This is a genomic window from Terrisphaera buseokensis (assembly GCF_047521145.2).
Classification (GTDB): domain Bacteria; phylum Verrucomicrobiota; class Verrucomicrobiia; order Opitutales; family Opitutaceae; genus ER46.
This window is the reverse complement of record NZ_CM134186.1, coordinates 3,211,783-3,238,663: the sequence shown is the minus strand read 5'-3', so window position 1 is coordinate 3,238,663 and position 26,881 is coordinate 3,211,783. Positions and strand designations below refer to the sequence as shown.

At 65.6% G+C, this 26,881-nt stretch carries 17 protein-coding genes; 7 read left to right on the top strand and 10 right to left on the bottom strand.

What is annotated here, in order from left to right; genetic code table 11:
- Positions 1 to 10: 10 nt before the first annotated feature.
- The 3 genes from ACLJEU_RS12095 to ACLJEU_RS12085 form a co-directional block, all read right to left on the bottom strand.
- The gene (locus tag ACLJEU_RS12095; protein ID WP_414662996.1) at positions 11 to 3,499 is read right to left on the bottom strand and encodes a PSD1 and planctomycete cytochrome C domain-containing protein; all 3,489 of its coding nucleotides are present in this window, start codon (positions 3,497 to 3,499) and stop codon (positions 11 to 13) included.
- A gap of 94 nt (positions 3,500 to 3,593) precedes the next feature.
- Positions 3,594 to 4,448, bottom strand: coding sequence for an alpha/beta hydrolase (locus ACLJEU_RS12090; RefSeq protein WP_414662995.1), 855 nt, complete (start codon positions 4,446 to 4,448; stop codon positions 3,594 to 3,596).
- Positions 4,449 to 4,552: 104 nt separating this feature from the next.
- Positions 4,553 to 6,049: a sulfatase family protein gene (locus ACLJEU_RS12085; protein WP_414662994.1), complete on the bottom strand. Its 1,497-nt coding sequence runs from the start codon at positions 6,047 to 6,049 to the stop codon at positions 4,553 to 4,555.
- A 166-nt stretch (positions 6,050 to 6,215) separates the two neighbouring features.
- Between ACLJEU_RS12085 and ACLJEU_RS12080 the strand changes: the two genes are divergently transcribed.
- On the top strand, positions 6,216 to 7,493 hold the full coding sequence (locus ACLJEU_RS12080; protein WP_414662993.1) for a neutral/alkaline non-lysosomal ceramidase N-terminal domain-containing protein: 1,278 nt from the start codon (positions 6,216 to 6,218) through the stop codon (positions 7,491 to 7,493).
- 190 nt (positions 7,494 to 7,683) lie between these two features.
- Here the strand turns inward: ACLJEU_RS12080 and ACLJEU_RS12075 are convergent, their stop codons facing one another.
- Positions 7,684 to 10,830, bottom strand: a complete 3,147-nt coding sequence (locus tag ACLJEU_RS12075) for a TonB-dependent receptor domain-containing protein (RefSeq protein WP_414662992.1) — start codon at positions 10,828 to 10,830, stop codon at positions 7,684 to 7,686.
- A gap of 244 nt (positions 10,831 to 11,074) precedes the next feature.
- Complete coding sequence (locus ACLJEU_RS12070) at positions 11,075 to 12,106, bottom strand: 3-keto-disaccharide hydrolase (RefSeq protein ID WP_414662991.1); 1,032 nt, start codon at positions 12,104 to 12,106, stop codon at positions 11,075 to 11,077.
- A 110-nt stretch (positions 12,107 to 12,216) separates the two neighbouring features.
- Between ACLJEU_RS12070 and ACLJEU_RS12065 the strand changes: the two genes are divergently transcribed.
- Positions 12,217 to 13,125: a sugar phosphate isomerase/epimerase gene (locus ACLJEU_RS12065; RefSeq protein WP_414662990.1), complete on the top strand. Its 909-nt coding sequence runs from the start codon at positions 12,217 to 12,219 to the stop codon at positions 13,123 to 13,125.
- Between the two features lie 5 nt (positions 13,126 to 13,130).
- Here the strand turns inward: ACLJEU_RS12065 and ACLJEU_RS12060 are convergent, their stop codons facing one another.
- Positions 13,131 to 14,018 carry a metallophosphoesterase gene (locus ACLJEU_RS12060; protein WP_414662989.1) on the bottom strand — a complete coding sequence of 296 codons (888 nt, stop codon included), beginning with the start codon at positions 14,016 to 14,018 and terminating at the stop codon, positions 13,131 to 13,133.
- A gap of 236 nt (positions 14,019 to 14,254) precedes the next feature.
- On the bottom strand, positions 14,255 to 15,205 hold the full coding sequence (locus ACLJEU_RS12055) for a D-2-hydroxyacid dehydrogenase (protein WP_414662988.1): 951 nt from the start codon (positions 15,203 to 15,205) through the stop codon (positions 14,255 to 14,257).
- Between the two features lie 390 nt (positions 15,206 to 15,595).
- On the opposite strand from ACLJEU_RS12055, the gene ACLJEU_RS12050 reads away from it, so the two are divergent.
- From ACLJEU_RS12050 to ACLJEU_RS12040, 3 genes are read left to right on the top strand one after another with little or no spacing between them, the layout of a single operon-like run.
- The gene (locus ACLJEU_RS12050; protein ID WP_414662987.1) at positions 15,596 to 16,036 is read left to right on the top strand and encodes a TonB-dependent receptor plug domain-containing protein; all 441 of its coding nucleotides are present in this window, start codon (positions 15,596 to 15,598) and stop codon (positions 16,034 to 16,036) included.
- Positions 16,029 to 16,547 carry a TonB-dependent receptor domain-containing protein gene (locus ACLJEU_RS12045; RefSeq protein WP_414662986.1) on the top strand — a complete coding sequence of 173 codons (519 nt, stop codon included), beginning with the start codon at positions 16,029 to 16,031 and terminating at the stop codon, positions 16,545 to 16,547. Before ACLJEU_RS12050 ends, ACLJEU_RS12045 begins: the two co-directional genes overlap by 8 nt.
- 3 nt (positions 16,548 to 16,550) lie before the next feature.
- The gene (locus ACLJEU_RS12040; protein WP_414662985.1) at positions 16,551 to 16,883 is read left to right on the top strand and encodes a YfiR family protein; all 333 of its coding nucleotides are present in this window, start codon (positions 16,551 to 16,553) and stop codon (positions 16,881 to 16,883) included.
- Here ACLJEU_RS12040 and ACLJEU_RS12035 read toward each other — a convergent pair.
- Positions 16,828 to 18,924, bottom strand: a complete 2,097-nt coding sequence (locus tag ACLJEU_RS12035) for a tetratricopeptide repeat protein (RefSeq protein WP_414662984.1) — start codon at positions 18,922 to 18,924, stop codon at positions 16,828 to 16,830. The two genes, ACLJEU_RS12040 and ACLJEU_RS12035, sit on opposite strands and share 56 nt — an antisense overlap.
- 142 nt (positions 18,925 to 19,066) lie before the next feature.
- Here ACLJEU_RS12035 and ACLJEU_RS12030 point away from each other — a divergent pair, with 142 nt between their 5' ends.
- Positions 19,067 to 20,098 (top strand): hypothetical protein, encoded by a 1,032-nt coding sequence (locus tag ACLJEU_RS12030; protein WP_414662983.1) that lies wholly within the window; start codon positions 19,067 to 19,069, stop codon positions 20,096 to 20,098.
- Positions 20,099 to 20,190: 92 nt separating this feature from the next.
- Here the strand turns inward: ACLJEU_RS12030 and ACLJEU_RS12025 are convergent, their stop codons facing one another.
- Positions 20,191 to 21,633: a DUF1501 domain-containing protein gene (locus tag ACLJEU_RS12025; protein WP_414662982.1), complete on the bottom strand. Its 1,443-nt coding sequence runs from the start codon at positions 21,631 to 21,633 to the stop codon at positions 20,191 to 20,193.
- An 18-nt stretch (positions 21,634 to 21,651) separates the two neighbouring features.
- Entirely contained in the window at positions 21,652 to 24,789 is a 3,138-nt protein-coding gene (locus ACLJEU_RS12020) for a PSD1 and planctomycete cytochrome C domain-containing protein (RefSeq protein ID WP_414662981.1), read from the bottom strand.
- A gap of 318 nt (positions 24,790 to 25,107) precedes the next feature.
- Here ACLJEU_RS12020 and ACLJEU_RS12015 point away from each other — a divergent pair, with 318 nt between their 5' ends.
- Positions 25,108 to 26,865, top strand: coding sequence for a DUF1553 domain-containing protein (locus ACLJEU_RS12015; RefSeq protein WP_414662980.1), 1,758 nt, complete (start codon positions 25,108 to 25,110; stop codon positions 26,863 to 26,865).
- Positions 26,866 to 26,881 lie beyond the last annotated feature (16 nt).

Below are 26,881 nucleotides of genomic sequence, written 5' to 3'. Positions count from 1 at the left end.
GGGCGGCAACTCACGGCTTCATCAGCGTTTCGTCGAGATTCAGCAGCACGTTGGCCACGGTCGTCCACGCCGCCAGCTCCGCCGGCACGAAGGTCGCGGGCGGCGGGTTGACCGGATTGGCGATCAATGCGGCGGCCTGCTCGGTGTCGCGCGTGTACGTCGCGAGCGCATGGCGGTACATCGTCGCGAGGGGTTGCACCTCCGCGCGGGACGGCACGCGGCCAAGCACGCGACGGAAACCGTCGCGCAGCTTGTCATCAACCGACGCACTGCCGTGTCCAATCACGCGTGCGAGCGCTTGCGCCGCCTCCACGTAAACGGGATCGTTCAACGTCACGAGCGCCTGCAGTGGCGTGTTCGTGCGATTGCGCCGCAGCGTGCACACTTCGCGATTCGGCGCGTCAAAGGTCACCATTGATGGATACGGGCTGCTCCGCCGCCATTCCGTGTACACACCCCGACGATAACGGTCCTCGCCTTCGCTGGTTTTCCAGTCGAGCACGCCACCGAACGCCGCGCGCAGATCAAACGCCGGCTGGAACGGCCGGGTCGAGGGGCCGAGCGTCTTCCCGCTCAGCAACCCACTCACCGCGAGCGCCTGATCGCGCACCGTCTCGGCACCGAGCCGGAAGCGCGGGCCGCGCGACACCAGCCGGTTCTCGGGATCAACGGACAGCGCGTCGGGCGTAACCTTCGAACTCTGCCGATACGCCGCGGATGTCACCAGCCGCCGCAGAAAACGTTTCATGCCCCACTTGTTCTCGACCAGATCGAGCGCAAGCCAGTCCAGCAATTCCGGATGCGTCGGGGGCTCGCCTTGCGAACCGAATTCCTCGGTGGTGCGGACCAGACCGATGCCGAAAATCGCCTCCCATAGGCGGTTCGCCTGCACGCGCGCCGTCAGCGGATTTTCCGGATCGACGAGCCACCGGGCCAGCGTGAGCCGATTGACCGGTGCCCCCGCGGGGAGCGGCGGGAAAGCCGCGGGCACGCCGCCGGTCACTTCCTCGCCGAGCGCAAGATGGCTGCCGCGCAGTTGCACATGTGTGACGCGCTGCTTGTCCGCGGCGAGCTCGCGCATGATGGGCGACGTCTGCGGCATCTGTTCGTCCAGGGACTTCTGCAGCCCCGCGAGCCGTTTCCGTTCGGTCTGCAGTTCGGGCGCCACCTCACGAAGATAATAGTCGAGCAGCCGATCGCCTTCGGCCGGAGTCCGCTCCGTCTCGGGTTTCTGCACCACTGCGAGCACGGCCGCGGGCGTGCGGATTTGTTCGCCGGCACGCGCATCGGCGGTGAGCGCGATCCTGAAATGATTGAGCGTCGCCTTCGCGGTCGCCGACTGCTGCTCGATCGTAATGACAAGCGTCTCGCCGGCGTTGAGCGTGAGCGGCGTTTCCGGCTGCACCGCGAGCGTGTGCGCCTGCTGCTTCGCGCCGTTGACCGCCCAGCCCTTTTTCGGCGCGACCTGTTTGCCCCGTCCCGCGCGACGCGGTTCGGCGTCCGACACCACGGCCCCGGCATCGAAGTTGGGCTGCGAGTAGTCGGCCGTGGCGCGCAGCAGCTTGATGTCCCGCGGATCACTCAACGCGATCGCGTTCGTCGGCCGCGGTGCCTCGCGCGTGACGCGCTCGAACACCGGCTGCCGGTTCTCATCGAGCACCACGACGCGCAACCCGGCCGGCGTGCCTTCCTCGCCGCGCCGGCCCCAAACCACGACGCGTTCAAGCGGCAGCGTCTGTCCGAGATCGAGTTCCCACCAGGGATCATCGCCGACGACGGTCTGGCTGACGGAGCCGTTGAGAAAATCACCATCGGTCCGGCCGTCGATCGCGCGTGCAGCCGCAGCGTTCTCGGCGGTCGAGGCCTGCCGCGCCACGCCGGCCTTCGCGATGTTCTGTCCGGCACTGAACACCTCGACCTCGGCGAGCGACAGCATGCGCGCCTTGCCGGGCGATTCGATCCGTACGAAACGCGCCCGCCGGAACGGCTCGGACGGCTTCACGCCGGCCCGCACGCGCGTGACGACAAAGTTTCCACCCGCACCGCCCGCGCCCTGGCCCGGCAGCGTGGCGTGCGGCAGCGATTCGATCCGGAACGCCGTCACCGCTTCACCCGGCGTCACCGCCAGCTCGACCGTGGTCGTGTCGGTCTTCTGTCCAGGTTCCACGAATACAGCCCCATCCGCGTCAACGCGCACCGCCGCGCCACCGACGGACTTCGCCGCCACGGGTTTGGCCGGCTGCCACGCCAGCCGCGCCGGAAACGCCCGCGTCCATTTCGCCGCGGCGGCGACATGCGCGCTGCGGACGGCGGCAAACGTCTTTTCCAACGCGGCCACCTCGGCCTCCCACGCCGCCTTCTGCTGCTTCTGCTCCTCGGTAAAGAACTCGAGGAAAGGCGACTCGTCATTGCGATCGGCGTCCTCCGACTGGTTGAAAATCGCGTAGAGCTGGAAGTATTCCTTCTGCGTGAGCGGATCGTATTTGTGCGTGTGACACTGCGCGCACGCCATCGAGGTGCCCATCCACACCGCCATCGTGGTGTTGACGCGGTCGACCACCGCGACCGAACGGAACTCCTCGTCGTCCGTGCCGCCCTCGGTGTTGTTCATCGTGTTGCGATGAAAGCCGGTGGCAAACAGCTGTGCCTGCGTCGGATTCGGCAGCAGATCGCCCGCGAGCTGCTCGACCGTGAACTGATCAAACGGCAGATCCTGATTCAGCGCGTTGATCACATAATCCCGGTACGCCCAGATGCTCCGCGGCTGGTCGTCGGCATAGCCCTTCGAGTCCGCGTAACGCGCAAGGTCGAGCCACGCGCGCGCCCAGTGTTCGCCGTAGGCCGGCTTCGCGAGCTGCTGGTCCACAAAACGTTCGTAGGCATCCGGTCTGCGATCCGCGACAAACGCCTCCACCTCCGCGAGGCTCGGCGGGAGGCCGGTCAGATCGAGCGCAACGCGGCGGGCGATCGTGGGACGGTTGGCTTCCGGTTGCGGCCGCAGTCCTTCCTTTTCCAGCCGCGCCAGAATGAAGCGATCGACGTCACCGCGCGCCCAGGCCGCATCCTTCACCACCGGCACGCTCGCGCGCACCGGCTTTTCGTAAGCCCAGTGACGCGCGTAACTGGCGCCGCTCGCGATCCACTGCCGCAGCAGTTCGACTTCCGCCGCCGACAAGCTCTTGCCGGTCTTGCGCGGCGGCATGATGTCCTCGTCGTCCGTCGTGGTGATGCGCGTGAGCAGTTCGCTCTTTTCGAGACTGCCGGGCACGATCGCAAAACCACCGCCGCCCAGATCCGTGCGCGCGCCTTCCGCCGTATCAAGGCGCAGGCCTTTCTCGCCACCTTTGCGATTCTCGTCGTCCGGACCGTGACAGCGAAAACACTTGTCCGAAAGAATCGGCCGGATGTCGCGGTTGAAATCAGGCGCACTTGCGCCCTGCAGCCCGAGCGGGCCGACAAACGCCAGGACGAGGAGAAAGGGAATCGGGGAAAGCCGCATGAACGATCGAACGTCCATCGGTATTCATTCGGCCGCCAGCGTCAACGGGAGAGCACGGGAAATCACCCGCGATGGAGCGCCGCGTCCTCGTGCGTCAAGGGGCCGCCGGCGCGGTGAGCGTTGGCGGACCTTTCAACCAACCGAGCGACGCCAGGAATTTGTCCGCTTCGATGAGGGTGAGCGTGAGGTGCGGGTCCTTGTTGAAGAAACCGTGGGCCGCCTTCGGATAGACGTGGGTATCGCAGCGCACGCCGACGCGCTTCATGGCCGCGGCAAACTCCTCCAGCACTTTGACCGCAATCAGTTTATCCTCGTCGCCGAGAAAAACGATGCTGGGCGGTGCCGCTTTCGTGATGTTGTGCGCCGGGGAAAACTCGCGGAAACGCTCGCCGACCCGCTCGTGGCCCCACTGGCCCGGGCCGTTGTCGAACACGGGATTGAACAGCACCAACGCGTCGGGCCGGCAGGACACGGCGCGATCGTCGGCCGGATCGTCCTGGCCGTCGACCAGCGCGGTGAAGGCTGCAAGATGTCCGCCGGCCGACCCACCCGCGCCCGCAATCCGTCGCGGATCGATGCCCAGCTCCGCCGCGTGCGCACGCACGTAACGGAGCGCGGATTTGGCATCCTGACAGCAGACCACCGGCGGCCCCTTTTCGCCCTTGGCGATCGTGCGGTACTCGACGCGAATCCCCACCATGCCGCGCGTGGCGAGATACTCGCTCTGCTTCGCGAACTGCGCCGGGCTTCCGCCCACCCAGCCGCCACCAAAGAAGAACACGATCGCCGGTCGGCGATCCGACGCCTTCCAGTCGGCCGGTTTTTCAACCAGCAACTTCAGGCCGCGGTCGCCGGCCTGCTTGTAGATGAGCGTTTCCGGAGCGGCGCCGGCCGTGACGGCCAGGCCAACCGACGTCGCGAGCAGCAGGAGAAATTTCGGGATGTTCATGAGCAAAGGGGGAACGTGGGGATGAGACCCGAAGCTTGGCGGGAGGAGATTGCCATGGAGAGAGAAATCGAAACGAAGAACGACCGACGACGGAACCTGTTTGCTCAGGACTTCGCGTTGCGAATCCGCTCCAGCTCGGCCTGGAGCTGCGCCACGAGGGCCGGCTCACGCGCGATCTCGTTGGTCGCTTCCTGCGGATCGCGGTCCAGGTGGACGAGCTGCACGGGTTTCATCTTGGCGTCGAAACTCAGCTTCCACGGTCCGCGACGAATCGCGAAGAGACCGGAGCCTGAATGCAGCACAACGGCGGGACGCGCCGACGCGTCCATGGTCTCCCCGCGCAGCGCCGGCAACACATTGAAACTATCGGGCCCCGCGCCCGGCGGCAGCGACGTTCCGACGAGGCTCGCCAGCGTCGCCATCAGATCGGTCAACACGACCAGCGATCCGTTGGTCCGGCCCGCCGGAGCCTGCCCCGGCCAGCGCACGAGAAACGGCACGCGGTGTCCGCCTTCGAAAAGTCCGCCTTTCGATCCACGCAGCTCGCCGTTCGATTTGTGCCCGAAGTCGTCGCCCTCATCGCTCTTCGGCACCGCGCCATTGTCACTCGTTACGATCACGATCGTGTTTTCAGCAATGCCGAGTTCGTCGAGCTTCGCGAGGATACGACCCAGGCTCCAGTCGAACTCGTAGACCATGTCGCCGCGCACGCCGGCCTGACTCTTCCCGCGGGCAAACGCCGGCGGCGTGCAGTTGCGGTGCGGTGCCTGCGACGCGAAGTAGAGAAAGAACGGCGTGCGCGCGGCGGCGTGCGCGGTGATGAAGCGCAGCGCCTTTTCCGTAAGCGTGGGGCCGACGTCCTCGTCGCTCCACCCTTCCGCCATCCAGCCTTCGTGCACCTCGAGGCCCGACGTGCCCGGACGCGTGGGCGCAGCGGCGGCGCGCCAGACCGTGGGCTTGCCCACCGCACGATCGCCTTCGATGTAGAAGTGCGGTTCGAGATTGATGCCACCCGGCAGGATGAAGCTCTCGTTGAATCCCAGCTCGAGCGGTCCGCCCTGAATCGGCTGCGCGAGATCGACCGCGCGCGTGCCGCCGGCGCCGTTCATGTGGTTGGTCTTCCCGCGGACGAAGCCGCCGCCGGGCTGGGCGAAATTCAAACCGAGATGCCATTTACCAATCGCCGCGGTGCGATAACCCGTGCGCTGCAGCAGCCGTGCGATCGTCTCACGCTGCGGATCGATCAGCGGCTCCTCGTATTCGCTCCAGAGCACCATGTTCTTCAACCGCGTGCGCCAGGAATAGCGTCCCGTGAGCGTGCCATAGCGCGTCGGTGTGCACACCGCCGCCGGCGTGTGCGCATCGGTGAAACGCAGGCCCTCCGCTGCCATGCGATCCATGTTCGGCGTGGGAATCTTCGACGCGGGATTGTAGCAACGAGGATCACCGTAGCCCATGTCGTCCGCGAGCAACACGATGATGTTGGGCGTCGGCGATGACGGGCGAGTCGCGGGAGCCGCCGTGAGCACGACTGACTGGAGCCCGGACAGAATGACGATAGGCAGCAGTGCGCGAAGACGGTGGGGCCAGGGAGAATTCATGGGGTGCGAGACGCGGAGACGGTTACGTGCTTGTCTGAGAACAGAATTTCTCCAGCGGCAGCCGAAGCGAGCCCGGAGTGCCGTCGAAACTGACCGTCGCAGCGGTCACGTCATTCCTGCCAACGCCATTGCGCGCGCCTCGCGCCTCCGCCATAGACGAGCCCGCATGCGTTACCTTCCCCTGTTGCTCTCGCTTGTTGTTCTGGCCGGTCCGGCGCACGCCGCCTTTCGCGCCGCCGTGGTGAAAGTCGACATCACGCCCACCACGCCGCAATGGCTCATGGGCTACGGGCCGCGCAAATCAACCGGCGTCCGCGATCCCATCTTCCATCGGATCGCCGCGCTCGACGACGGCAAATCCCAGCTCTTCATCATCGCGTCGGACCTCTGCCTGTTCTCGCCAACGGTGTACGACGAAGTCACCGCCGAGCTGAAAAAGGAAACCGGCATCGAGCCACGCCAGGTATGGTGGACGGTGACGCACAGCCATTCCACGCCCGAGGTGGGTCCGCCCGGCATGTACGACATCCTGCTGAAGGGTCGCTCGGATCATCCGTGGGATCGCGACTACTGCGCGTTCATCAAGTCGTCGCTGATCGGCGGCATCAAGCAGGCGCGCGCCCAGCTCGCCCCCGCGCGCCTCGCGATGGGCACCGGAATGTCACGCGCCAACATCAACCGCCGCGCGCGCGACGTGGATGGAAAGATTTCCCTCGGCCTCAACCCCGACGGCCCCACCGACCGGCAGATCGGTCTGATTCGGCTCGAGCGTCCCGACGGCTCCCCCATGGGACTGATCGCGAACTACGCGATGCACGGCACGGTGCTCGCGGGCTCGATGCTGCAGATCAGCGGTGACGGCCCGGGCGTTGTCGCCGCCTACGTCGAGGAGAAACTCGGCGCGCCGACGCTCTACGTGAACGGCGCCGCGGGCAATCTCGCGCCGATCTACACGGTCCAGGATCTACCACGCTCCCACATCGGCGAATTCCGCGTCCTGCTCGGCGACAAAATTCTCGAGGCCAACCGCGCGATGGGCGCCGCCGGTGATGACGTCAACCTGTGGGTCGGAGAAACGTGGGTCGAGACGCCGCGCCGGAAGGACCTCGGCTGGTCCGACGAACTGAAGGCGTTCGCGGCGAAATCGCAGGGCGGCACCGACCTCGTGCGCATTCCCGTGCGCGTCGCGCGGATCAACGACACGGTCCTGTGGGCGAGTCCGGTCGAATTGTTCTGCGAGATCGCGCTCAACGTCCGGCGCGACTCGCCGTTCCGCCACAATTTCTATTTCGGCTACGCGAACGGCTGGCTCGGCTACTTGCCGACCGCACAAGCATTCCGCGACGGTGGCTACGAGCCGCGGACCTCGCCTTTCACCGAGGAGGTCGAACGCGATTTCACCGAAGGCGTGAGCGCGTTCATCCAGGGTGTGCCGCGAAAGTAACCAGGGAGCGTCGGGTATCCCAGGAGCGCCGGTGTCCCGCCTGCTTCGTATCAGTGCAGGCGGGACGCCTGCGCTCCTTGCTTTTGGAATTCTGGATCGATCGTGGCTGCGAGCGCCAGCGAGTGGCCGAACGGCCACTCGCTGGCGCTCGCAGCCACGGCTAAAGTCCACAGGCAAAGAGCGATTGGTATCAGAACGTCCCACGCACGCCGACGTTCGTGTAGAAGCCGAGCTCCTGCCGACGCGTCGGCCGCGCGTAATCGGGCGTGCCGGGCGCGTAGCGTTGCAGGTCCTGCACGAAACCGCCGAGATCCACGACCGACGCGTACAACACGTAGCGCCGGCTGAGGCTGTACTGGGCGTTGAGCCCGATGCGGGTGCGCTTCGCCTGATAGTTGAAGGTGCCCGCGGGCGTCGTGGCGTTCGCCGCCACGGCACCGGTGCTCACGTCGCTGAGATAACTGATGGTGCCCTTGATCACGACGCGCGAGCGGACGAAATTGATGCCGCCGGCGATCGTCTTCGGCGTGTAGCCGGAGAAGTCCGCCGTGTTGCTGCCGCCGAGGTTGAGCTTGGTGGCATTCACGAACACCTGGAAGCCGCGGGCCCACTGCGGCAGAAACGTCAGCGACTGCCGGTAACTGAACTCAATGCCCTGGATTTTCGCGTCACCGCCGTTGGTGCGCGTGTTGATCAGGTAATTGAGCAACGTGGGATCGCTTTCCAAGCCATAGGTCTCGAGCAACTCGGGCGTGGCTGCGGTGCTGATCGAACTGAAGAAATCCTTGATGTCCTTCTGGAACACTCCGATCGAGCCGAAGCCGTCCTTGATCTGATAGCTCTCGAGCGAGAGATCATAGCTCGTCGCGGTCCAGGGCTTCAGACCGACGTTGTTCACCGTGATCGTGGGATTGGCGGCGTCCGGATCGGAAATCGTCGTGCCGGGAATGATGAAACTCAGATTCGGCCGGCCGAGGGTCTTCGCAAACGCCGCGCGCAGGATCAACGAGTCGGTGACGTTGTAGCTCGCGTTCAGACTGGGATAGTAACCGCTGTAATTGCGATCCGACGTCGCCGCCCGTTCCTGATAGCGGAGTTTCCGCAGCGCCAGGGTGTCGGTGGTGATGAGCACGCGCTGACCCGCGGCGTTGCGGACGAAGGTGCCGTTCGCGTTGCGCTGGTACTGGGCATTGATGTCGTTCAGCGGGCCGGTGCCCTTGTCGTCGGTGCGCTCGAAACGCACTCCGCCCACGAGCCAGAGGCGGTTGTCGAGCAGGCGCAGATCGGCCCGGATGTACGCGGCGGAAACGCGCTCCGTAAGCTCGCGCGACTGGTTGACGAAGTCCTGCCAGACCTGCGCTTCATCCGAAACGAACCACGTCGGGTTCTGCTTGTAGAGCTGGTAGAGCTTGCTGCCGCTGATCCAGCGCACCCTGCGGCCGAACACCGTTGGCGCCTCGGCGTTGTAGGCTTCGTCGAATACGTCGAAGCGGCTCGCCTGCCGCGAGGCGGCGTCAGTGAGACCGTTCGGCCGGAACGTCCATGTCTTCGGATAGCGCCGCTGATCGCTCTGCATCGTGTCGAACGAGGCACCGACTTTCAGCGAGAACGGCACGCGTCCGTGGAAATCCCGCGCGAGATCGCCGCGGAGGTTGTATTTGCGGGAGTTCCAGTCGACCTGGTTGGTGTTGCCGCTGGTGATCGAATAATTGCCGCCGTCGTACACATCCACCGGCTGGCCGGCGCGCGTCGCACTGTACGTCGTCGGAATGATGCCGCTGGAATCCGGGATGCCGTCGCCGCGCAGCACCACGTTCGCGATGGTCGCGGGCGTGGTGTTGAAATAGCCGTTGTCGATGTCGGGGCGGTTCGAGCCGGACGTCGAGAACGCGCCCGTGGCGTCCCAGCGCCACGTGTCTCCACGATGCCGATATTTGAGATTGTAGAGCTTGGTCTGCGTGATCGGCTCCACGTTTTCGCCGCTGCCGTTCATCGTGACCGTGCCGACCGCCGTGGCCGCGCCCTGGGTGAAGGTGTTGGTTCCCGTCGCGCCGGCGCCGTAGGCAAACGTCAGCACGCTGCGCGTGATCGGCAGGTCGTAGCTGCGATACTGTGCGCTCGCCGACAGGGTGTCGGTCGGACTGATCCGCCAGTCGAGACCGATCTGCCCCTGCTCCGTCTTGAACACCTGCGCGAGACTCTGCCACTGGCTGGTCGTCTGCACGAGGCGCACGAGGTCCCATGTGGCGCTTTCGTCGGTGTCCTTCGTCCCCGTCTCCATCGGCTTGGCGCGCCACGTGCGCGAGCCACCGATCGTGACGGCGAAGTTCCGGTTCACCGGGTGGAGGTAGCTGAAGTCGAACGACGGCTGGATGTACTTCGGGCTCGTGGTCGAGTCGGCGTTGCGCGGGCCGCCGTCGAAGGTGAAGCCGTTGTGATTATGAAACATCGTATAAGCGTTGACCGAGAGCTTGGGCTGCTTCGCCTCGAACCCGCTGCGCGTGATCAGATTGATCGAACCGCCCAACCCGCTCGCGGGCATGTCCGGGGTCGGCACCTTCGTGACCTCAACGCGGGAGACGTTGTTCATCGGCACCTCGCGCAGGTCGAGCGCACGGCTGTTGCCGTTGAAGGTCGCGGTCGTCTCGCCCCCGTCGACGGTGAGACCGGTGTTGGCACCGGGAAATCCGCGCAGCGACACGGTCGTCGGCTCGGACCCCGAGGTCGCGATGGAAACGCCCGGCAGGAAGAGGAGAAACTCGCCGATGTTCTCGTTGCCGCGGTCGCCGAACTCGTCGATCGCGACGACGTTCTTGATGTTCGGCGCGGTGCGCTGCTCGTTCATCGAAATCGCCTGCGCGCTCATCTGCCGGTCGACGGCCACGGTGAAGGCATCGAGCTGCACGACTTCGCCGGTGGCGGTGCGGCGCGTCGCGCCGGGCAGCGTGAGTTCGAACTCCTGCCGCACGGAGCCGCTCGCAGGCACGTTGACGGCAACTGTCTGCGTTTCCAAACCGAGGTAACTGACCGCAACGCGAGCGGGGCCCGCAGTCATGCCGGCGAGACGATACGAACCCCCTTCATCCGTGATCACCACTCGCTGCGTCCCTTCCAGGGAAACACGCGCGTTCACGAGCGCGTTGCCCGTCGCCGCGTTGAAGACCCGGCCTTCGACGACACCGGTGGCGGCGGTTTGCGCAGAGAGGGTCGACGGCGGGAGACCGACGAGCACCGCGGAGCAAATCGCCACGGCAAATGAGGGGCGACGCAGGAGACGTCGCATCGTGGCGACGAACGGAGAGGCGGAGACGAAACGAGGACGGAGCAGGGAATCCATGGCGGTAGTCACGCAGGGTTTGCAGGGGTTTGGGGGCGTCACCGATCAACGCCCGCGAATCCTGAAACTCGCCGCCTTTTCGTCCGCCGACAACCGGGCGCGAGTGTTCCCATTTTGGAACCAATTTGCCGCGCCAACGGTGGCTACGACCGCCAGCGAGCGGCCGGATCGACCGCTCGCAAAGCCACCGTCCTCGCCCTCGCGCCGACCGCACCTGCAGGCGAAGGCGCCGAAGCGTTCCGACTTACTTCACCACCGGACGAAGCGTCAGGTTGCGATACGAAACCGCGCCATGATCGCCCTGCAGATAAATCGGGCCCGGACGAAACTGGTCCGACCACATCGCTCCCCCGGTGCAGCCCGCGAGCGGCTGATTGTCGATGATGGTCTGGCCATTGAGCACGACGGTGGCGTGACGATCCACGAGCGTGATATCGAGCGTCTGCCATTCGCCGGCGGGCTTTTCCGCGGCGACCGAAGGCGTAATCCGGCTGTAGATCGCGCCCATGTTGTGCGAGTCGAGCGCCTTTCCGAACGAGTCAAACACCTGGACCTCGTAGATGCCGCGCAGATACACGCCGCTGTTGCTGCCGGCCGGCACGCTCACCTCGAGCTTGAGATTGAAGTCCTCGAATTCGCGCTCGGTGCGCAGATTGGCGGTGCGAACATTCGGCTGGCCGGCGACGTGCGCGGGCGGACGATTGGCGAGGACGCCGTTCTCGACGGACCACGCGCTCTTCATATCCGGCTCCTTCAGCGTCCAGCCCGCGAGCGACTTGCCGTCGAAGAGTGGGATCGGTTCGCCGAACTTCACCGCCGCGAGATTCGGGCGGGCTGGCAGGGCCGGAATTTTCTTACCCGTCCACTCGACTTTGTCGAAACCGGTCCCGTTGAGGCGCGGCACCGATTGCACGCCCTTGAGGGTGTCGCCCTCGAGTTGCGCGGTGAGCGTTTCCGTGAACGTCTGCTTGAGCAGCACCTTCCCGGCGGCGTCCTTGCGCTCCACGTCGCGCACGCGCGTGACCGTGAGCGTGCCGTCGGCGACCGTGACGCTCGCGACCGGCAGCACACTGCCGCCGCGCCAGAGAATCGAGCCCTCGATCCAGCTCTTTTCCTTTTTCACTTCGAGCCAGCCGGCGGCCCCGCCTTGAATGGTCAGCGCCCAGCGACCGAGGAAGGCATCGTTAGGGGTGGTGGCGGCGCGGGCGACGCCGAGCATAAGAACGGCGACCGCGAGGCCGCGCAGAAAAGACGGGATGCGACGTGGGGTGGACATAGGAGTAAGGTGCGTTTCAACCGCACGGCGGGCGCAAGGCAAGACGAGTCTTGATCTCCGGCCCGATCCGGGCGCACAAACAGGCGTCCGCGTTGCCCCGCCCCTTCCCCATGCGTCATTTTTTCTCCCCGATTCTCCGGCCCGCGCTGCGCGGCCTCATGCTGGCGACCCTCGCGCTCTCGCCGCAATCGGACGCCCTGCTCGCGGCCGATCTCTGGGACCGCGAGAACCTGCTCGCGTGGTGCATCGTCCCTTACGATGCGAAGAAACGCGATCCCGCGGCCCGCGCCGAGATGCTGCACACGCTCGGCTTCCGGCATTTCGCGTACGACTGGCGCGCGGAGCACGTGGCGACGTTTGACGCCGAGGTGCGCGCGATGAAGGACCGGGGCATCGAGATCACCGCGTGGTGGTTTCCCACCAAACTGGACGACACCGCGCGCCGCATCCTTGAGGTCATCGAGCGGCACCGCATTCATCCGCAGCTGTGGGTGACCGGCGCCGGCGAGGCCGTCACAACGCCCGAGGAACAAACGGCGCGGATCGAACGGGAACTCGCGCGGGTGCGCCCCATTGTCCAGGCCGCAGCGCGGCTGGGCTGCGTCGTCGGACTCTACAATCACGGTGGCTGGTTCGGCGATCCGGACAACCAGATCGCGATCCTTAAGCGACTCCGCGCGGAACGACTCGAGAACGTGCGGCTGATTTATAATTTTCACCACGGCCACGATCACCTGACGGACTTTGCGGCCCGCTGGAGCCGGATGGCGCCGTACGTCGATACCGTGAATCTCAACGGCATGATCGCCGGCGGTGACAAGGGTTCGGACAAGATTGTCACGCTTGCCAACGGCGAGCTCGAGCTCGGCCTCATGCGCACCATCCAGGCCAGCGGCTGGCGCGGGCGTGTCGGCATCCTCAATCACCGCACTGATGTCGATGCGGCGGAGGGCCTGCAGCGCAACCTCGCCGGACTGGATCGTCTCGCGGCACAGCTCCGACCCGCCGCGAAACCGTAGCGCCATCACTGCTTCTTTTTCGCCGGCGCCGGATTCAGCTCAATCGACACCGGCAGCTCCCCGAGTTCGTAGTAACGGTGGTCGATGCGGTCGTCGCGCACGATGGCGACGCGGATGCCGGACTTGGCGCCGCCGAGCGGCTTGCCCACCGGACCGCTCGTGATGTTTTCAATCGTGCCATCGCGCGCCTCGGCGTTGCGGTGATAGTGTCCACAAAACAGATACCGCACGCCGAACTCCCGGAACAGCGCCAGATAGGCGGCGCGGCGCGCGGTCGGGATGTTGAAATACTGATCCGCCTCTGCAGCGCTCTGGATGAACCACGGGTGATGCTGAAACACCACGACGTGACGCGTGCCCTCGGTGCGCGCCTTCGTGAGCTCCGTCCGCAGCCAGCGTTCCTGCTCGGCGAGTTGCTCCGGCGCCTTTTCGGGGGAATGAATCACACTCGAGTTGAGCACGATGCCGACGAGCCCGCCGTGCCGAAACGTGTACCGGTCAGCGCCGAAGATCTTTGTGTACGCTTGCAGGCTTTCCGGCGTTGGCACGTTCTGCACGTCATGATTGCCGGCGATGTTGTAGACCGGAATCGAGCGATCGATTTTCGCGACGATCCGGCGGTACTCGGTGATCTGGGCGGAGTCGCCGGGTTTGTGCACGAGATCGCCCGTGATGACGACGAACGCGGGCCGCAACCGGTTGACCGCCGCGACGGCGAACTCGAAGTTCGCGGCGTCCTGCGCAAAATCCTTGTTGTCGGTGAACATGCCCAACTGCGGGTCGCTCAACTGAACGAAGAAGAACGGTTCCGCGGCCGCCGTCCGGGCCGGTGCCAGCACGAGCGTCGAGAAAACCGCCAACGCCACGACCCAGAAATGAAGCACGATTTTCATCGCGTGATTTCCGCGCACAACCGGCCCCAAACGCAATCCTGCGATCGTTACCGTTGTCGGAACGCTCCGCGCGTGGGCCCGCCGCGCGTTTCGCCATCAGATTCAGGCGCACGCTAGGTGCGTCCTTACCGTGAATGCTCCAGCAGCGGGGCTCCTGCGCGCCTCGGTCATGGCAGAATTGCGAAAGAGTTAAGCTCCGCTCCGAATACCGTCCCCTGCCCGCTCCCGAACGACCCTCAGTACCCGCGCTCCGGTGCGACTAGGTGCTGCAACGGCTCGCCGCGTTCAAGGCGCCTCATGTTTTCCAGGAACACGTCGAGCTTGCGATCCACCTCGCCCGGGAAGCGTCCGCCGGTGTGTTGCGTGAGGATGACCTTGGGATGCCGCCAGAGCGGACTTTCCGGCGGCAGCGGCTCGACGGCCGTCACGTCCAGCACGGCTCCGCCCAAGTGGCCGCGGTCAAGCAGCGCGACGAGCGCGGTTTCGTCGAGCGTCGAACCGCGGCCCACATTCACGACGACGGCGCCGGGTTTGAGCTGCTCGAGCCGCGCGCGATTCACGAAGCCCGCCGTGTCCGACGTGTGCGGCAGCGTGTTGATCAGCAGATCAGTTTCGCCGAGTGCCGCCTCCAGTTCCTCCGCCGTGTGCAACAAGCCGGCGCGCGGCCGCCGCGCATAGCAGCGCACCTGCGCGTCGAACGCCCGCAGGACGTGCTCGATCCGCCGCGCGATGGTGCCCGCGCCGAGCAGCAGCACTCGATTGCCGTCGAGGGCGCGAATCGCCGGCTCAACCTCCGGCTTGACCCAACGCGCCTGCGGCTGCGCCGCGATCAGCCGCGGCAGTTGCCGATAAAAGGCAAGGATGCCGGCGACCGCAGCCTCGGCGACGGCCTTGTCGAAGAAACCGCTGAGATTCGTCAACTGCACCGCCGGGCGACCCGCCGCCGGCTTCACTTTCAAATACGCGTCGACGCCGGCGGAATCCAGCTGCACCCACTGCAGCCGCGGCGCGCCGTCGAGCCAGCCCGCCGGCACATTGCCAAACAGCACGTCGGCCTCCGCGATTGCCGCGCGTTTCGCGCTCTCCGGCAACGTCGCGATCAACGTCAGCTGGTGCCCGGCCAGAGCGGTCTGCAGCCGCCGAACCTGCGAGGAATCGAGACCGGAGACGGCAATGCATATCATCATGGTCTTCGGAGAAAACGGCCCTCGCTCCGCGGCACAAGTCCGGAGCGTCGGCTGCGGGCGGAGGGACTGACGCCCACGCGGCAATCCAGCGAGGCGGAAACCGGACCGTGACACCGCATTCGTTGCCAACCCGATGACGTCCTCTAATGGCCGCAACGACGGTGCGCCGCTTTTCGGAAAATGCCGGGGCGTCTGTCGGGGAGGGGAATCGATGCGCTTCAAATACGCGCAAGATAACGGCCGGCACACTTTTACACTCTTCGGCATCAGTCTTGTAGGAAAAAAGTGACATTAATTTTCCCTAGCGTACCGCAGTAACTCGCGGTGATTCCGCACGTAGCGACTCCAGTTCGCCATGAGACGGACGAATAGTGGAGTTATCTAACACAAGTGAAACTCACCTTCTTCAGCTTCTGCGCTGTGCGTCTGTGCGCAGCCATCGTCGCGTCCACTGGGGTGGCACGCGCTGCAGCGGCTTCTGCCGGCAGGGGCGTGGAACCTGACTTTGCATCCATGAGCCTGAAAGCGCTCGGCTCGATCCGCGTCCCGCTGGTCGTCGGCGCGTCCAAGCATGAGCAGAAGATCACGGATGCACCGTCGGCGGTCAGCATCGTGACGCGCGAGGACATCCAGCAGTTCGGTTATCGCACACTCGGCGACCTCCTCAAGTCCGTGCGCGGTTTCTATGTCACCTTCGATCGCGCCTATAATTTCACCGGTTTGAGGGGTGTGAACCGGCCCGGCGACTTCGGCGGCCGCGTGCTGATCAATATCGACGGCCAACGTCTACGACAAGCTGCGCAGCACCACGACGACCGTGGACATGAGTGAGGTGCCGAATTACGTCCGCGCGGCCAGCTTCTTCAGCAACCAGGGTGAGGGCCGTTCCTATGGCGGCGAGCTCGCGGCCACCTGGCAGACCACCGTGTGGTGGCGGCTCCATGGTCAGGTCAGCATCATCGCCGCGGATCTGCGTGAGCCGGCCAACGCGCTCACCGGCCAGGTCTCGGCGCCCAAACTCTCGGCCCCCCGGCACCAGGCGTCGCTGCGTTCCACCATGGAACCGAGCCGGCGGGTCGATTTCGACGGCTGGCTGAGTTATGTCGACCCGGTGACCGCCACCGGGGCGTCAGCGCCTGGGGTGAACGCAGCGGACAATCGCATTCCCAGTTACCTGTCACTGAATCTCCGGCTCGCGTGGCATCCCCACCGGCAGTTGGAGATTTCACTGGTGGGAAAGAACCTGTTCGGATCTCACCAGGAGTTCGCGCCGACCTTTGTCTCGACTTCGATGACCGAGGTGGCGCGCAGCGTCTTCGGCAAGGTTACCTGGAAGTTCTAAGCGATGTCCTGGTTCGGAACAGTCCGCAGGTGCCACGGCTGCCTTCGCCTGGCCGGGTTGCTGCTGGCCGCCTGGCCGGGAGGAATCTCCGTGCACGCGGCGTCCGCTGACGCGGTGGTGTACGAGTACAACGTGAAGGCCGGATATCTTTTCAACTTCGCGCGCTTCGTGGAATGGCCTGCGACCGCGTTTGCCACGCCGATCAGCCCGTTCGTCATCGGTGTGCTCGACGCCGTCGAGGCGCCGTCGCCGCCTCGACGGTCAGCTGAACGCCTTGCGCTTACTTGGCGGCCACTGCACGCCAACGGGCCGCCGCCTTCGGATCGAGTCCGATGATCTCGCCCTTCTCATATGAATCCGCCACGAGCTGCACCGCTTCGGCGCCGCCGACTTCCCCGGCCTTTTCCAGGAATCCGATCGCCCGCGTTTCGTCCTTGGGGACATCCAGTCCGAGATGATGAATCTTCGCGAGATTGCGACCCGCGACCCAGAATCCATTGCCGAGGGCCTGCTCCATCCAGGTGAGCCCTTCCGCGACTCTCTTTTCGCCGAGGCTGCCGCGCCACAACGCCACGCCTAGATTATTTTGCGCCTGCGCGTTCTGCCCTTCGGTCGCCGCCGCCCGCAGCAACTCCTCGGCGCGCACGGTATCCCTCGGAATGTATTTTCCGCTCAGCAACTGATCGCTCAGCCAAAGATGCGCGTCCCAGTTCTTCAGCTGCAGGACGTAGTCGATTGGACGCTCCCAGTCGCGCCCCTTGCCTGCCGTGTCCTCGAAATGCCAGACCGCAAGCCAGAAAGTGACCGCGCCCCCCGCTTTCACTGATGCCGGAGCTTGAACGAGGATGCCGGCCGCATTGCTTTTCTGAAACGGCTCGAACCAACCCAGGCGCACGCCGAATGCGATGCCGATGGTCCGCTCCGGGTCGTACTGTTGCGCCTGATACAGGTAATTCTCGATGGCCGAGACCGGAGTGCCGTTCGTCAACGAGGGATCGCTCGCCAGCGCCCGCGCGGCCAGCAATGCCGCCTCGGCGCGCAGCGTTTTCGGCAACGCCTCGTCCCGCTCGGCGGCGACGAGCAGCGGCAGCGCGGTCTTGGGCTCTTCGATCGCCACTGCGCTGCCGTCTGCCTTGATCGTTTTCAGGCGTCCGCCGAGGAGCGAGGCATAGTAGAAGCCGCTTTTCGTCGACTTCACGCCCGGCGCCGCGAACGCCGCGCGGTACAGTGCGTACGCCGCGAGCTCATCCTTGCGGACGCCATTCCCCTCGTAGAGATGATCGGCCAGCAGCAGCTTGGCTTCGGCGATGAAATAGACGCCCGCGCCAGCCACCTGATTCTTGGCGATGATGGTTTGGCAAAGCGCCACGCATTTCACCGGGTCCGGCGGGCCGAGAACACCCGTGTCGATCAGCGATGCGTGCAGGATCTGGAGTTCCTGATTTTCCGGTTCGCTCTCCAGCAGCGTCACAATCTCCGCCGTGTTTCGCCGGTTCTGCGCGTCGTCCGTTTCGACCAGGAGCCGGATCAGCTCGGGCTTTACGTCGGTCATGCCGCGTTTCAGTTTTTCCCGCTGCCACCGGGTGGCTTCGAGGAGATCCTTCGGCACGCCGCGGCCGTATTCATAAGCCCACTTCAGCCAAATCAATGCCTTGATGTCGCCGCCCTGCAGCGCCGCCTTGAGCAGCCGGAGTCCTTCCACCGCATCCACGTCGACTCCGGCACCCTCGAGCGTCCGCTGCCCGAGAAGCGTCATCGCCTCGGGATCGCCGCCCTTCGCCCCTTTCTGCAGCCAGTAGAGCGCCTGAATGGCGTCCTTCTTGACGTCGCCATCACCGAGATTCCACGCGGGGTCGAAATAATAGAACAACCGCGTGGCGGCATCGGCACGTCCACGTTCGAACGCCGTCTTGAGCCAGTACACCCCTGCCTGCGGATTTTTCTCCCAACCGTTGACGCCCCTGAAATAGTAAACCGCCAGGTTCCACATGGCGTTCGTGTCTCCGTTCTGCGCGGCATCAATCAGCTTTTGCGCGGGCGAACGGGTATCCTGCACCACCGGCCGCGTGTAGCTGGAAGCAGGCGCCCGGTAGTTCCGCCAATAATTCGCCCACCGCGTCTCCTGGTTGGGAATGGCCGGAGCCGTCGCCCGCGGTGGTTCGATGGGTTGCGGGAAACTGCGACGGATCCGCTCGACCAGCACCGCAGGGTCGGTCCCGTAGTTGCGCGACCCGCTGCTCATATAGCGATCAAACGAAGCCTGCCGGCTCATTTCCGCCGATCGCGCCATCGTTCCGTAAGAATGATCGTAGGGTGAGGCGAATGCCTGCGCATGAAGGCCGAGGAGAAGCCAGACCCGGAGGAAAAGTCGGAGCATAAGGCGTGTGACCGCCGATCGAACCGTCCGCTGCCCTCGCCGTCAACGGACGAACCTACGCTCGCGCGAGCGGCAGTGTCTGCGTAGAGTTTCCCGGTCATCGACTTTTTCCCGACCATTGGCTGAGAGTACGCTCCTCCCCATGCCCCCATTCGCCACTCCGTTCCTCGGCCTCTTGCTTCTGGCCCTTACGTCTGCGTCTGCCGCTGCCGCCGACCAGCCCGGCACCCGCCGCGTTCAGCTGCTGAACTATCCCGACTGCATCGAACTCTCGAACGCCCACACGACCGTCGTCCTTGGTCATCACGTGGGCGGACGCGTCCTGCGCTACGCTTGGAAGAACAAGGATGCGCTGTATCTCAGTCCCGAGGAGGGCAAGTGGACCGCCGGCGCGCCGAATCCCCGGCCCGAAGTCAGCGCCGGCCGGTTCGACATCGGGCCCGAATACCTTGTGCCGCGCCGTGACGTCCTCTGGTCGGGAACGTGGACGGCCGAGATCACCGGCCCGCGCGCGGCTCGTCTCACCAGCCAGACCGATCCCGCCACCGGCGTGGAACTGATCCGGGAGTTCACGCTCGATGCGACGAGCTCACACCTGGCGTGCACCCAGATCATCCGGAACGTTTCGCGCGAGACGAAGTACTGGTGTCACTGGAGCCGCACCTTCGCCGTTCACGGCGGCATCGGCGTCGTGCCCCTGACGCCGGCCCTCAGCAAATATCCCAACGGCTACGTGCTCTACCAGCCCGGGCCGCCGGGCGCGATCCAGCCGCGGCCGGCCGATCCCGCAATCCGGGCGCGCGACGGTTTCCTCGAGGTCCTCGGTCCGCCGACGTATCCGAAGCTCGGCTTCGACAGCTACGCGGACTGGTTCGCCTACCAGATGCCCAACGATCTCGCGTTCGTGAAGCGCTTCGCCACGTATCCGGATCGCGTTTACAGCGAGGTCGCCGGGCTCACGAGCTGCATCTGGTATCCGCAGGCCGCGCACATTCCCGCCGTGGAACTGGAGCCCATCGGCCCGCGCAACACCATCGCCCCGGGCGCGAGCGCGAGCTTCACCGAACACTGGTGGCTGCTCGAGAATCCCTTCCCGGCCAGGGGTGCGGCGCTCGACCTCAAGGCGCTCGCGGCAAAGGTCGCGCAGGAAACGCAACCGCCGGGAGCGCGTTAACCGGGAGCGCAGGCATCCCGCCTGCTCCGACCATCCATTGCCGGCCGGAGGCCGGCGCTCCCGCGGGAAACGCCCGGCGCTTCCGGCGAAACCTACGCCATGATGCCGGGGACGAGGTTGCCGTGCACGTCGGTCAGACGGTAATCGCGACCCTGAAACCGGTACGTGAGCTTCGTGTGCTCGAGACCGAGCAGGTGCAGCAGCGTGGCGTTGAGATCGTGCACGTGCACGGGATCGCGCACGACGTTGAAACCAAGATCGTCGGTTTCGCCGTGAATGTGGCCGCGCTTCAGGCCGCCGCCGGCGAGCCACATGCTGAAACACCGGTTGTGATGATCCCGGCCGTCGTTGCCGCCCTGCACCATCGGCGTGCGGCCGAACTCGCCGCCCCACACCACGAGCGTTTCGTCGAGCAGGCCGCGCTGCTTGAGGTCCGTCACCAGCGCCGCACTGGCGCGGTCGGTGTCCTCGGTGTTCTTCTTGATCGCCTTGGTGAGATCGCCGTGCTGGTCCCACGCCTCGTGAAACAGCTGCACGAAGCGCACGCCGCGCTCGATCAGCCGGCGCGAGAGCAGGCAGTTGCGGGCAAAGTTCGCCTGCTTCACGTCCGTGATGCCGTAGAGATCCAGAATGCCCTGCGGCTCCTGCGAAAGATCCATCAGCTCCGGTGCGCTGGTCTGGAGGCGGTACGCCATCTCGTAGCTCTGGATGCGCGCCGTGATCTCGGGATCGCCGGCCTCGGCCAGCGCGAGATCGTTCAGCCGGTGCAGCGTGTCCAGCGATGACCGCTGCGCCTTCGCATCGAGGCCGGCGGGATTCGACAGGTACAGCACCGGATCACCCGTGCTGCGGAACGGAATGCCGCCGTACGACGTGGGCAGGAAGCCGCAGCCGTAATTGCTCGCGCCGCCGCTGGTGCCCTTCGCGCTGGTGAGCACGACATAACCCGGCAGCTCTTCGCTCTGACTGCCCAGACCATAGAGCGTCCACGACCCGAAGCTGGGCCGCCCGAACTGCTGCGATCCCGTGTTCATCAGGATCTGCGCGGGCGCGTGATTGACGGCGTCGGTCTGCATCGAGCGGATGAGACAGATGTCGTCCGCGAGCTTGGCCGTGTGCGGCAGGAGCTCGCTGAGTTCCATGCCGCTCTGTCCGTACTTGGAGAACTTATACTTCGGTCCGAGCAGCGCGGAGTTGGGCTTGATGAACGCAGCCCGGTAATCCTTGAGCAACTCCGCCGGCGGCAGCTGGCCGTCGCGTTTCGTCAGCTCGGGCTTGGGGTCGAACAGCTCCAGGTGGCTCGGCGCGCCGGCCTGGAACATGTAGATCACGCGCTTCGCCTTCGCCGGAAAATGCGGCGGCTTGACGGCGAGCGGATTCGACGCCGCCGGCGCGGGCACAGGGGCGGCCCGGCCTTCGCGCGTCAGCAGCGAGTTCAACGCGATGCCGGCGAGACCGACGCCACAGTCGCGCAGGAACCAGCGGCGGGTGAGACGCTGGGCCTCGAGGGTACGAATGTCGTCGCGGTAATTCATGGGAAGTCGGCAGTCAGTTCAGTTCTTCGTCAGGGTCTCATCGAGGTTCAACAGCACGCGTCCGGCCACGGTCCACGCGGCAAGATCCATCGGCGTGGCATCGGCCGGCAGTTCGGACGGCTTCGCAAACGCGGCAAAGGCGATGTCGAGCGCCTTGAGTTCACCGCGCTTGAGCCGTTCGCGCGTCGCCGCGAGCAAGTCGCGCACCGCTTCCTGCTCCGCCTTCACCGGAGCGCGTCCGGTGCACAGCCGGTACGCATACGCAGTGCGCGTCTCGTCGGTGGCACCGCCCTCGCGCCAAATCCGGCGGGCCAGCGCCTGCGCCGCCTCGACGAACACCGGCTCGTTCAGGCTGGTGAGCGCGGCGAGCGGCGTGTTCGAACGCACGCGGCGCGCACAGGAGAAATCGCCATTCGGCGCATCGAACGCGCTCAGCATCGGATCGGGCATCGAGCGCTTGCGAAACAGATACAGGCTGCGCCGGTAGCGTTCCGGCCCCTCGGGTACGTCCCAATAGGTGACCTTGGAATAGTTGTAGGCCAGGATGTTTTCGGGCACGGGCGGGAAGACGCTGGGCCCGCCGACCTTGTGCGTCAGCAAACCGGATACGCTGAGCGCAATGTCGCGCACGACCTCGGCCTCGGCCCGGAAGCGGGGTCCGCGCGACAGGAGCCGATTGTTCGGATCGCGCTCAATCTGCGCCGCCGTGCTCCGGGAACTCTGCTGGTACGTGCGGCTCGTCACGATCGTCCGCACGAGTTGCTTCTGGCTCCAGCCACGCTCCATGAAGTCGACCGCCAGCCAGTCGAGCAGCGCCTGGTGCTCGGGCACCGCGGTGCGCGTGCCGAAATCCTCCGGCGTCTCGACGATGCCGGTGCCGAAGATCGCCTGCCAGACGCGGTTGACCGCGACGCGCGCGGTGAGCGGCGAGCGCTGGTCCGCCAGCCACCGGGCAAACGCGAGCCGGTCGCGCGGGCCGTCGGCCGGCAGCGGGTGCAGCGCCGCGGGCACGTGGGGCGGCACGCGTTTGGTCGGACGATCCCAGGAGCCGCGTTCGAGCAGATGCGTTTCACGCGCCAGCGGCCCCGTGCGTTCCGCGAGATGGAGCACCGACGTCGCCGCCGCCGGGAATTTTTTCCACAGCGTCTCCGCCTCGGTGTTGAACTTCTTCGCCTCGGGCCGCTCCGCGCGCCAGGCGCGGTAAATGAGTTCATCCTGCGCGCACGTGCGTTTCTCCGCCGGCGTCTCCAGCGCGAGGATCGCGCCGTAGTCAACCGACGGCACCTTGGGGTCGGGCGCCTGGGTCAACGACACGCGACACCGGCCGAGCATCGTGTTGTGACGGCCATTGTCGTCGCCGCTGTGATGCATGCGCAGCAGCACTTTCAGTTTCGTGCCCGCGGGAAATTGCGCCGGCTCCTCGAACTGCACGACGGCGACCGACGGCGCGTTGCGCCGGCCGGGACCGCGATCCGCGCGCCACGCGGTGTCGTTGTTGCCGTCGATTAGGAAAGCCACCGGACCGACGATCCGCTTGTGATCCTTGTCGAAGGCCGCGTTCCACTCTGGTTCGAGCCCGCGGGTCGCCTCCGAGAAATCCGCCGTGGCCTGCTTCATGGCCACCTTTTCCCACGTGTCGCTGCCGGGCTTCTGCGCGGTGACCTCGAGTTCGCTGATCGCCCACGTGCCGTACTTGCTGCGGCCGGGACCGCCGAACTCGAGATCGTCGTGACACAACGCCTCGAGCCGCAGACCGGTGACGCCCGCGAGCGCCGGTTCGCCCATGATGTAGATGTCGCCACGGGTGCTAGGATGGCCCTGCGTGAGCACCGAACGATCGGCCAGCTGGATCGGATGGTTCAGCCCGCTGGTGCTGCCCATCTCGGTCGCGACCAAGGGCGTCCACGCGAGGCGTTGCCCGGCGAGTTCCTTTTCCCAGGCGGCAAGTTTCTGCGCCCACTGCGGCAGCGCCTTCTTGCTGCGCTCGTCGACGTCCTGCAGATCGGCGCGGAGCTTGGCGATCATCGTCTGCTGTTCCGGCGTGTAGACCCAGGACTGCGCCTCGTAGGTGTTGTTCAGAAACGCCAGCGTCCCGAAATATTCGTCGTGGGAAATGGGATCGAACTTGTGGGTGTGGCACTGCGCGCACTGCAGCGTGAGGCCGATCGTCGCCTTGCCGATGCAGTCCATCCGATCAAAGAGACCCTCGATCCGAAACTGCTCCGGGATAATCGCGCCCTCTTCGTTGACCATGCCGTTGCGCAGAAACCCGGTGGCCACAACCTGATCCTGCGTGCGGCCGGGCAGCAGGTCGCCCGCGATTTGTTCGATGACAAACTGATCGTACGGCAGATCGCGATTCAACGCCGCGATCACCCAGTCACGCCACGCCCACTGCTCGCGCGGCAGATCCTTTTCGAAGCCGTTGCTGTCGGCATAACGCGCGGCATCGAGCCACACGCGCGCCCAGCGTTCGCCGTAGCGTTCGTCGACCAGGAGCTTCTGTGTGAGGGCGTCCACGGCTGCGGCGAGCCCCTGCTTCGCGTCCGCCACAAACGCGGCGACTTCTTCCGGCGAGGGCGGCAATCCGATCAAGTCCAGATAGAGCCGCCGGCAGAGCGTCGTTGCCTCGGCCGCGGGTTGGGGCGTGAGCCCGGCCGATTTCAACTTGGCCGCGACCAGCGCATCAATCGGATGCGGGATCGCCTGGGTGCCCTCAACGGCCGGCAGCGAGGCTTTCACCGGCGGCACAAACGCCCAGTGCATCGCGTACGGCGCGCCCTCGGCCACCCAGCGGCGGAGCACGTCCTTCTGGGCGGCGGTCAGCGGCTTCTTCTCCTTCGGCGGCGGCATGACCTCTTCTTCGTCAGTCGAGATGATGCGCAGAATGATCTCACTGGCGTCGGGCTTGCCCGGCACAATCGCCGTCAGCTCCGACTTGCCGCCCTTTAGCGCCGACTCGCGCACATCGAGCCGGAGCCCGCCCTTGCGGTCCTGATCGTCCGGCCCGTGACAATGAAAACAGTGCTCGGCGAGGATCGGCTGCACCTCGCGGGTGAAATCCACCGCGGCGGCGCGCGCACACGTCAGCGCGCCCCACAGGAGGGGAACGAGCCGAACGAACCACAGTTTCGAGCCGGAAAAAGGATGGGTCATGGAGTTGCGCAACAGGGGCGAGGATTCACCTCAGGGCATGGTTTCGACAGAATGAACACAATGGACAGAATAAATCAGCTCACGCGAGCCGGGCCTTCATTCTGCCAATTCCGTCCATTCTGTCAAAAAGTGCGGAACGACCCCGCGCGGCGACCGACCACGTGTTGAGCGCACCTGGTTCCTGCAGCCACGATCGACACGGCAAACGCCGCGCTGGTTTGGTCAACCAACGCGCAGACGCCCGTTGCCGTTTAGACGAGAATCGAACGCAGCGACTCCGCCGCTCAGCGCATGACGTTACCCCGCCGTCCCCCTTCCGTGATCCGATGCTTCCCCACCCACCGCCTGACGTGCGCGTTCCGCGGTGTCGTCATGGGGAGTCTGCTGGCGACCGTCGCGCTCGCAGTTCCGAGTACGCCACACGGAGGCCCGACCGACGTCGCGCCCGTCAGCCCTGCCGCACCCATCGATCGCGCGGTGGCGAGCCGGCTGGAACGCGCGGGCGTCACGCCGGCGTTGTGTGCGGACGGCGTGTTTGTGCGGCGCGTGCATCTCGATGTGATCGGCACGCTCCCGACTGCCCAGGAAGCGCGGGACTTCATCCAGGATCCGGATACGGCGAACAAGCGCCGCCAGCTCATCGATCGCCTCTTGGCACGCCCCGAATACGCGGACTATTGGGCGATGAAATGGAGCGACATCCTGCGCATCAAAGCCGAGTTTCCGGTCAACCTCTGGCCCAACGCCGCGCAGGCCTACCACCGGTGGGTGCGCGCCGCGATCGCGGCGAACCAGCCTTACGACGCGTTTGTCCGCGACCTGCTCACCGCGAGCGGCAGCAACTTCCGCGTCGGTCCCGCCAATTTCTATCGCGCGATCCAGAACCGCCAACCCGACGGCATCGCCGCCAGCGTCGCGCTGACCTTCATGGGCACGCGGACGGAAACCTGGCCGGCGTCTCGCCTCGACGGCATGGCGGCGTTCTTCTCGCAGATCGGCTACAAGCCCACCAGCGAATGGAAGGAAGAACACGTGTTCTGGGATCCGCTCGGCGTCGCTTCCTCCCCGGCGAACCTCGCGCCCGGGCGCGCCGCGATCACCGCCATCGGCCAGCCGCCCGCCGTCCCGGCCCCCGGGACGCCACCCGCAGTGGTCAGGCCGCGACCGACGGTCGGCGTGTTTCCCGATGGCACGCCGGTGACGTTGCCGGCGGAGCGCGACCCGCGCGACTTGTTTGCCGACTGGCTGATCACGCCGGAAAACCCATGGTTCACGCGCGCGATCGCCAATCGCACCTGGTTTTGGCTGCTCGGTCGCGGCGTGATCCACGAACCCGACGACATCCGGCCGGACAACCCACCCGCCGATCCCGGCGTCCTGGCCGCGCTGGAGTCGGCGCTGATCGGACTGCGTTACGATCTGAGAGCCTTCCATCGGCTCATTCTGAATTCGCGGACGTATCAACTCACGGCGCTCACCGAAAAGGAGACCGACCGCACCGCGCCGCTCATCGGCTACCGGCTGCGCCGGCTGGATGCGGAAGTGCTGATCGACGCGATTAACGCGATCACCGGTTCTTCGGATCTCTACACCAGTCCGATCCCCGAACCGTTTACCTACATTCCCGAAGGCCAGCCGGCGATTGCGATCGCGGACGGCAGCATCACGAGCCCGTTCCTTGCGCTCTTCGGCCGCTCGGCGCGCGCGACGGGGCAGGCCTGCGAACGCGACCACAAGCCGATCCCGGCGCAGTGGCTGCACCTCCTCAATTCGAGTCACATTCAGCGCAAGCTGGAACAGGGTCCGAAACTCAAGGCACTGTTCGACTCGGGCCGCAGTCCGCCGCGCCTGATTGAAGAGCTTTATCTGACCATTCTCTCCCGGCTGCCGACTCCGGCTGAAATGAAAATCGCCGAGGCGTACGGCCAGATCCAGCCCGTGCGCCAGGTCGCCGCCAAGCCCGGCGGCCCGGCGCCCGCCGCCGCGGTGAAAACCGTCGTCGTGAAACGCCGCGAGGACTGGGTCGATCTCGCCTGGTCGCTAATCAACAGCACGGAGTTCCTGTATCACCATTAGCCACACGCTGCGCAAC

What these genes read in the sequence shown, in the direction of transcription:
- ACLJEU_RS12040 (WP_414662985.1), top strand. Translation starts at nt 16,551, where the DNA reads ATGTCCTGGTTCGGAACAGTCCGCAGGTGCCACGGCTGCCTTCGCCTG.
- ACLJEU_RS12025 (WP_414662982.1), bottom strand. Translation starts at nt 21,633, where the DNA reads ATGAATTACCGCGACGACATTCGTACCCTCGAGGCCCAGCGTCTCACC.
- ACLJEU_RS12075 (WP_414662992.1), bottom strand. Translation starts at nt 10,830, where the DNA reads ATGGATTCCCTGCTCCGTCCTCGTTTCGTCTCCGCCTCTCCGTTCGTC.
- ACLJEU_RS12020 (WP_414662981.1), bottom strand. Translation starts at nt 24,789, where the DNA reads ATGACCCATCCTTTTTCCGGCTCGAAACTGTGGTTCGTTCGGCTCGTT.
- ACLJEU_RS12070 (WP_414662991.1), bottom strand. Translation starts at nt 12,106, where the DNA reads ATGTCCACCCCACGTCGCATCCCGTCTTTTCTGCGCGGCCTCGCGGTC.
- ACLJEU_RS12055 (WP_414662988.1), bottom strand. Translation starts at nt 15,205, where the DNA reads ATGATGATATGCATTGCCGTCTCCGGTCTCGATTCCTCGCAGGTTCGG.
- ACLJEU_RS12090 (WP_414662995.1), bottom strand. Translation starts at nt 4,448, where the DNA reads ATGAACATCCCGAAATTTCTCCTGCTGCTCGCGACGTCGGTTGGCCTG.
- ACLJEU_RS12030 (WP_414662983.1), top strand. Translation starts at nt 19,067, where the DNA reads ATGCCCCCATTCGCCACTCCGTTCCTCGGCCTCTTGCTTCTGGCCCTT.
- ACLJEU_RS12085 (WP_414662994.1), bottom strand. Translation starts at nt 6,049, where the DNA reads ATGAATTCTCCCTGGCCCCACCGTCTTCGCGCACTGCTGCCTATCGTC.
- ACLJEU_RS12035 (WP_414662984.1), bottom strand. Translation starts at nt 18,924, where the DNA reads ATGCTCCGACTTTTCCTCCGGGTCTGGCTTCTCCTCGGCCTTCATGCG.
- ACLJEU_RS12080 (WP_414662993.1), top strand. Translation starts at nt 6,216, where the DNA reads ATGCGTTACCTTCCCCTGTTGCTCTCGCTTGTTGTTCTGGCCGGTCCG.
- ACLJEU_RS12045 (WP_414662986.1), top strand. Translation starts at nt 16,029, where the DNA reads ATGAGTGAGGTGCCGAATTACGTCCGCGCGGCCAGCTTCTTCAGCAAC.
- ACLJEU_RS12065 (WP_414662990.1), top strand. Translation starts at nt 12,217, where the DNA reads ATGCGTCATTTTTTCTCCCCGATTCTCCGGCCCGCGCTGCGCGGCCTC.
- ACLJEU_RS12095 (WP_414662996.1), bottom strand. Translation starts at nt 3,499, where the DNA reads ATGCGGCTTTCCCCGATTCCCTTTCTCCTCGTCCTGGCGTTTGTCGGC.
- ACLJEU_RS12060 (WP_414662989.1), bottom strand. Translation starts at nt 14,018, where the DNA reads ATGAAAATCGTGCTTCATTTCTGGGTCGTGGCGTTGGCGGTTTTCTCG.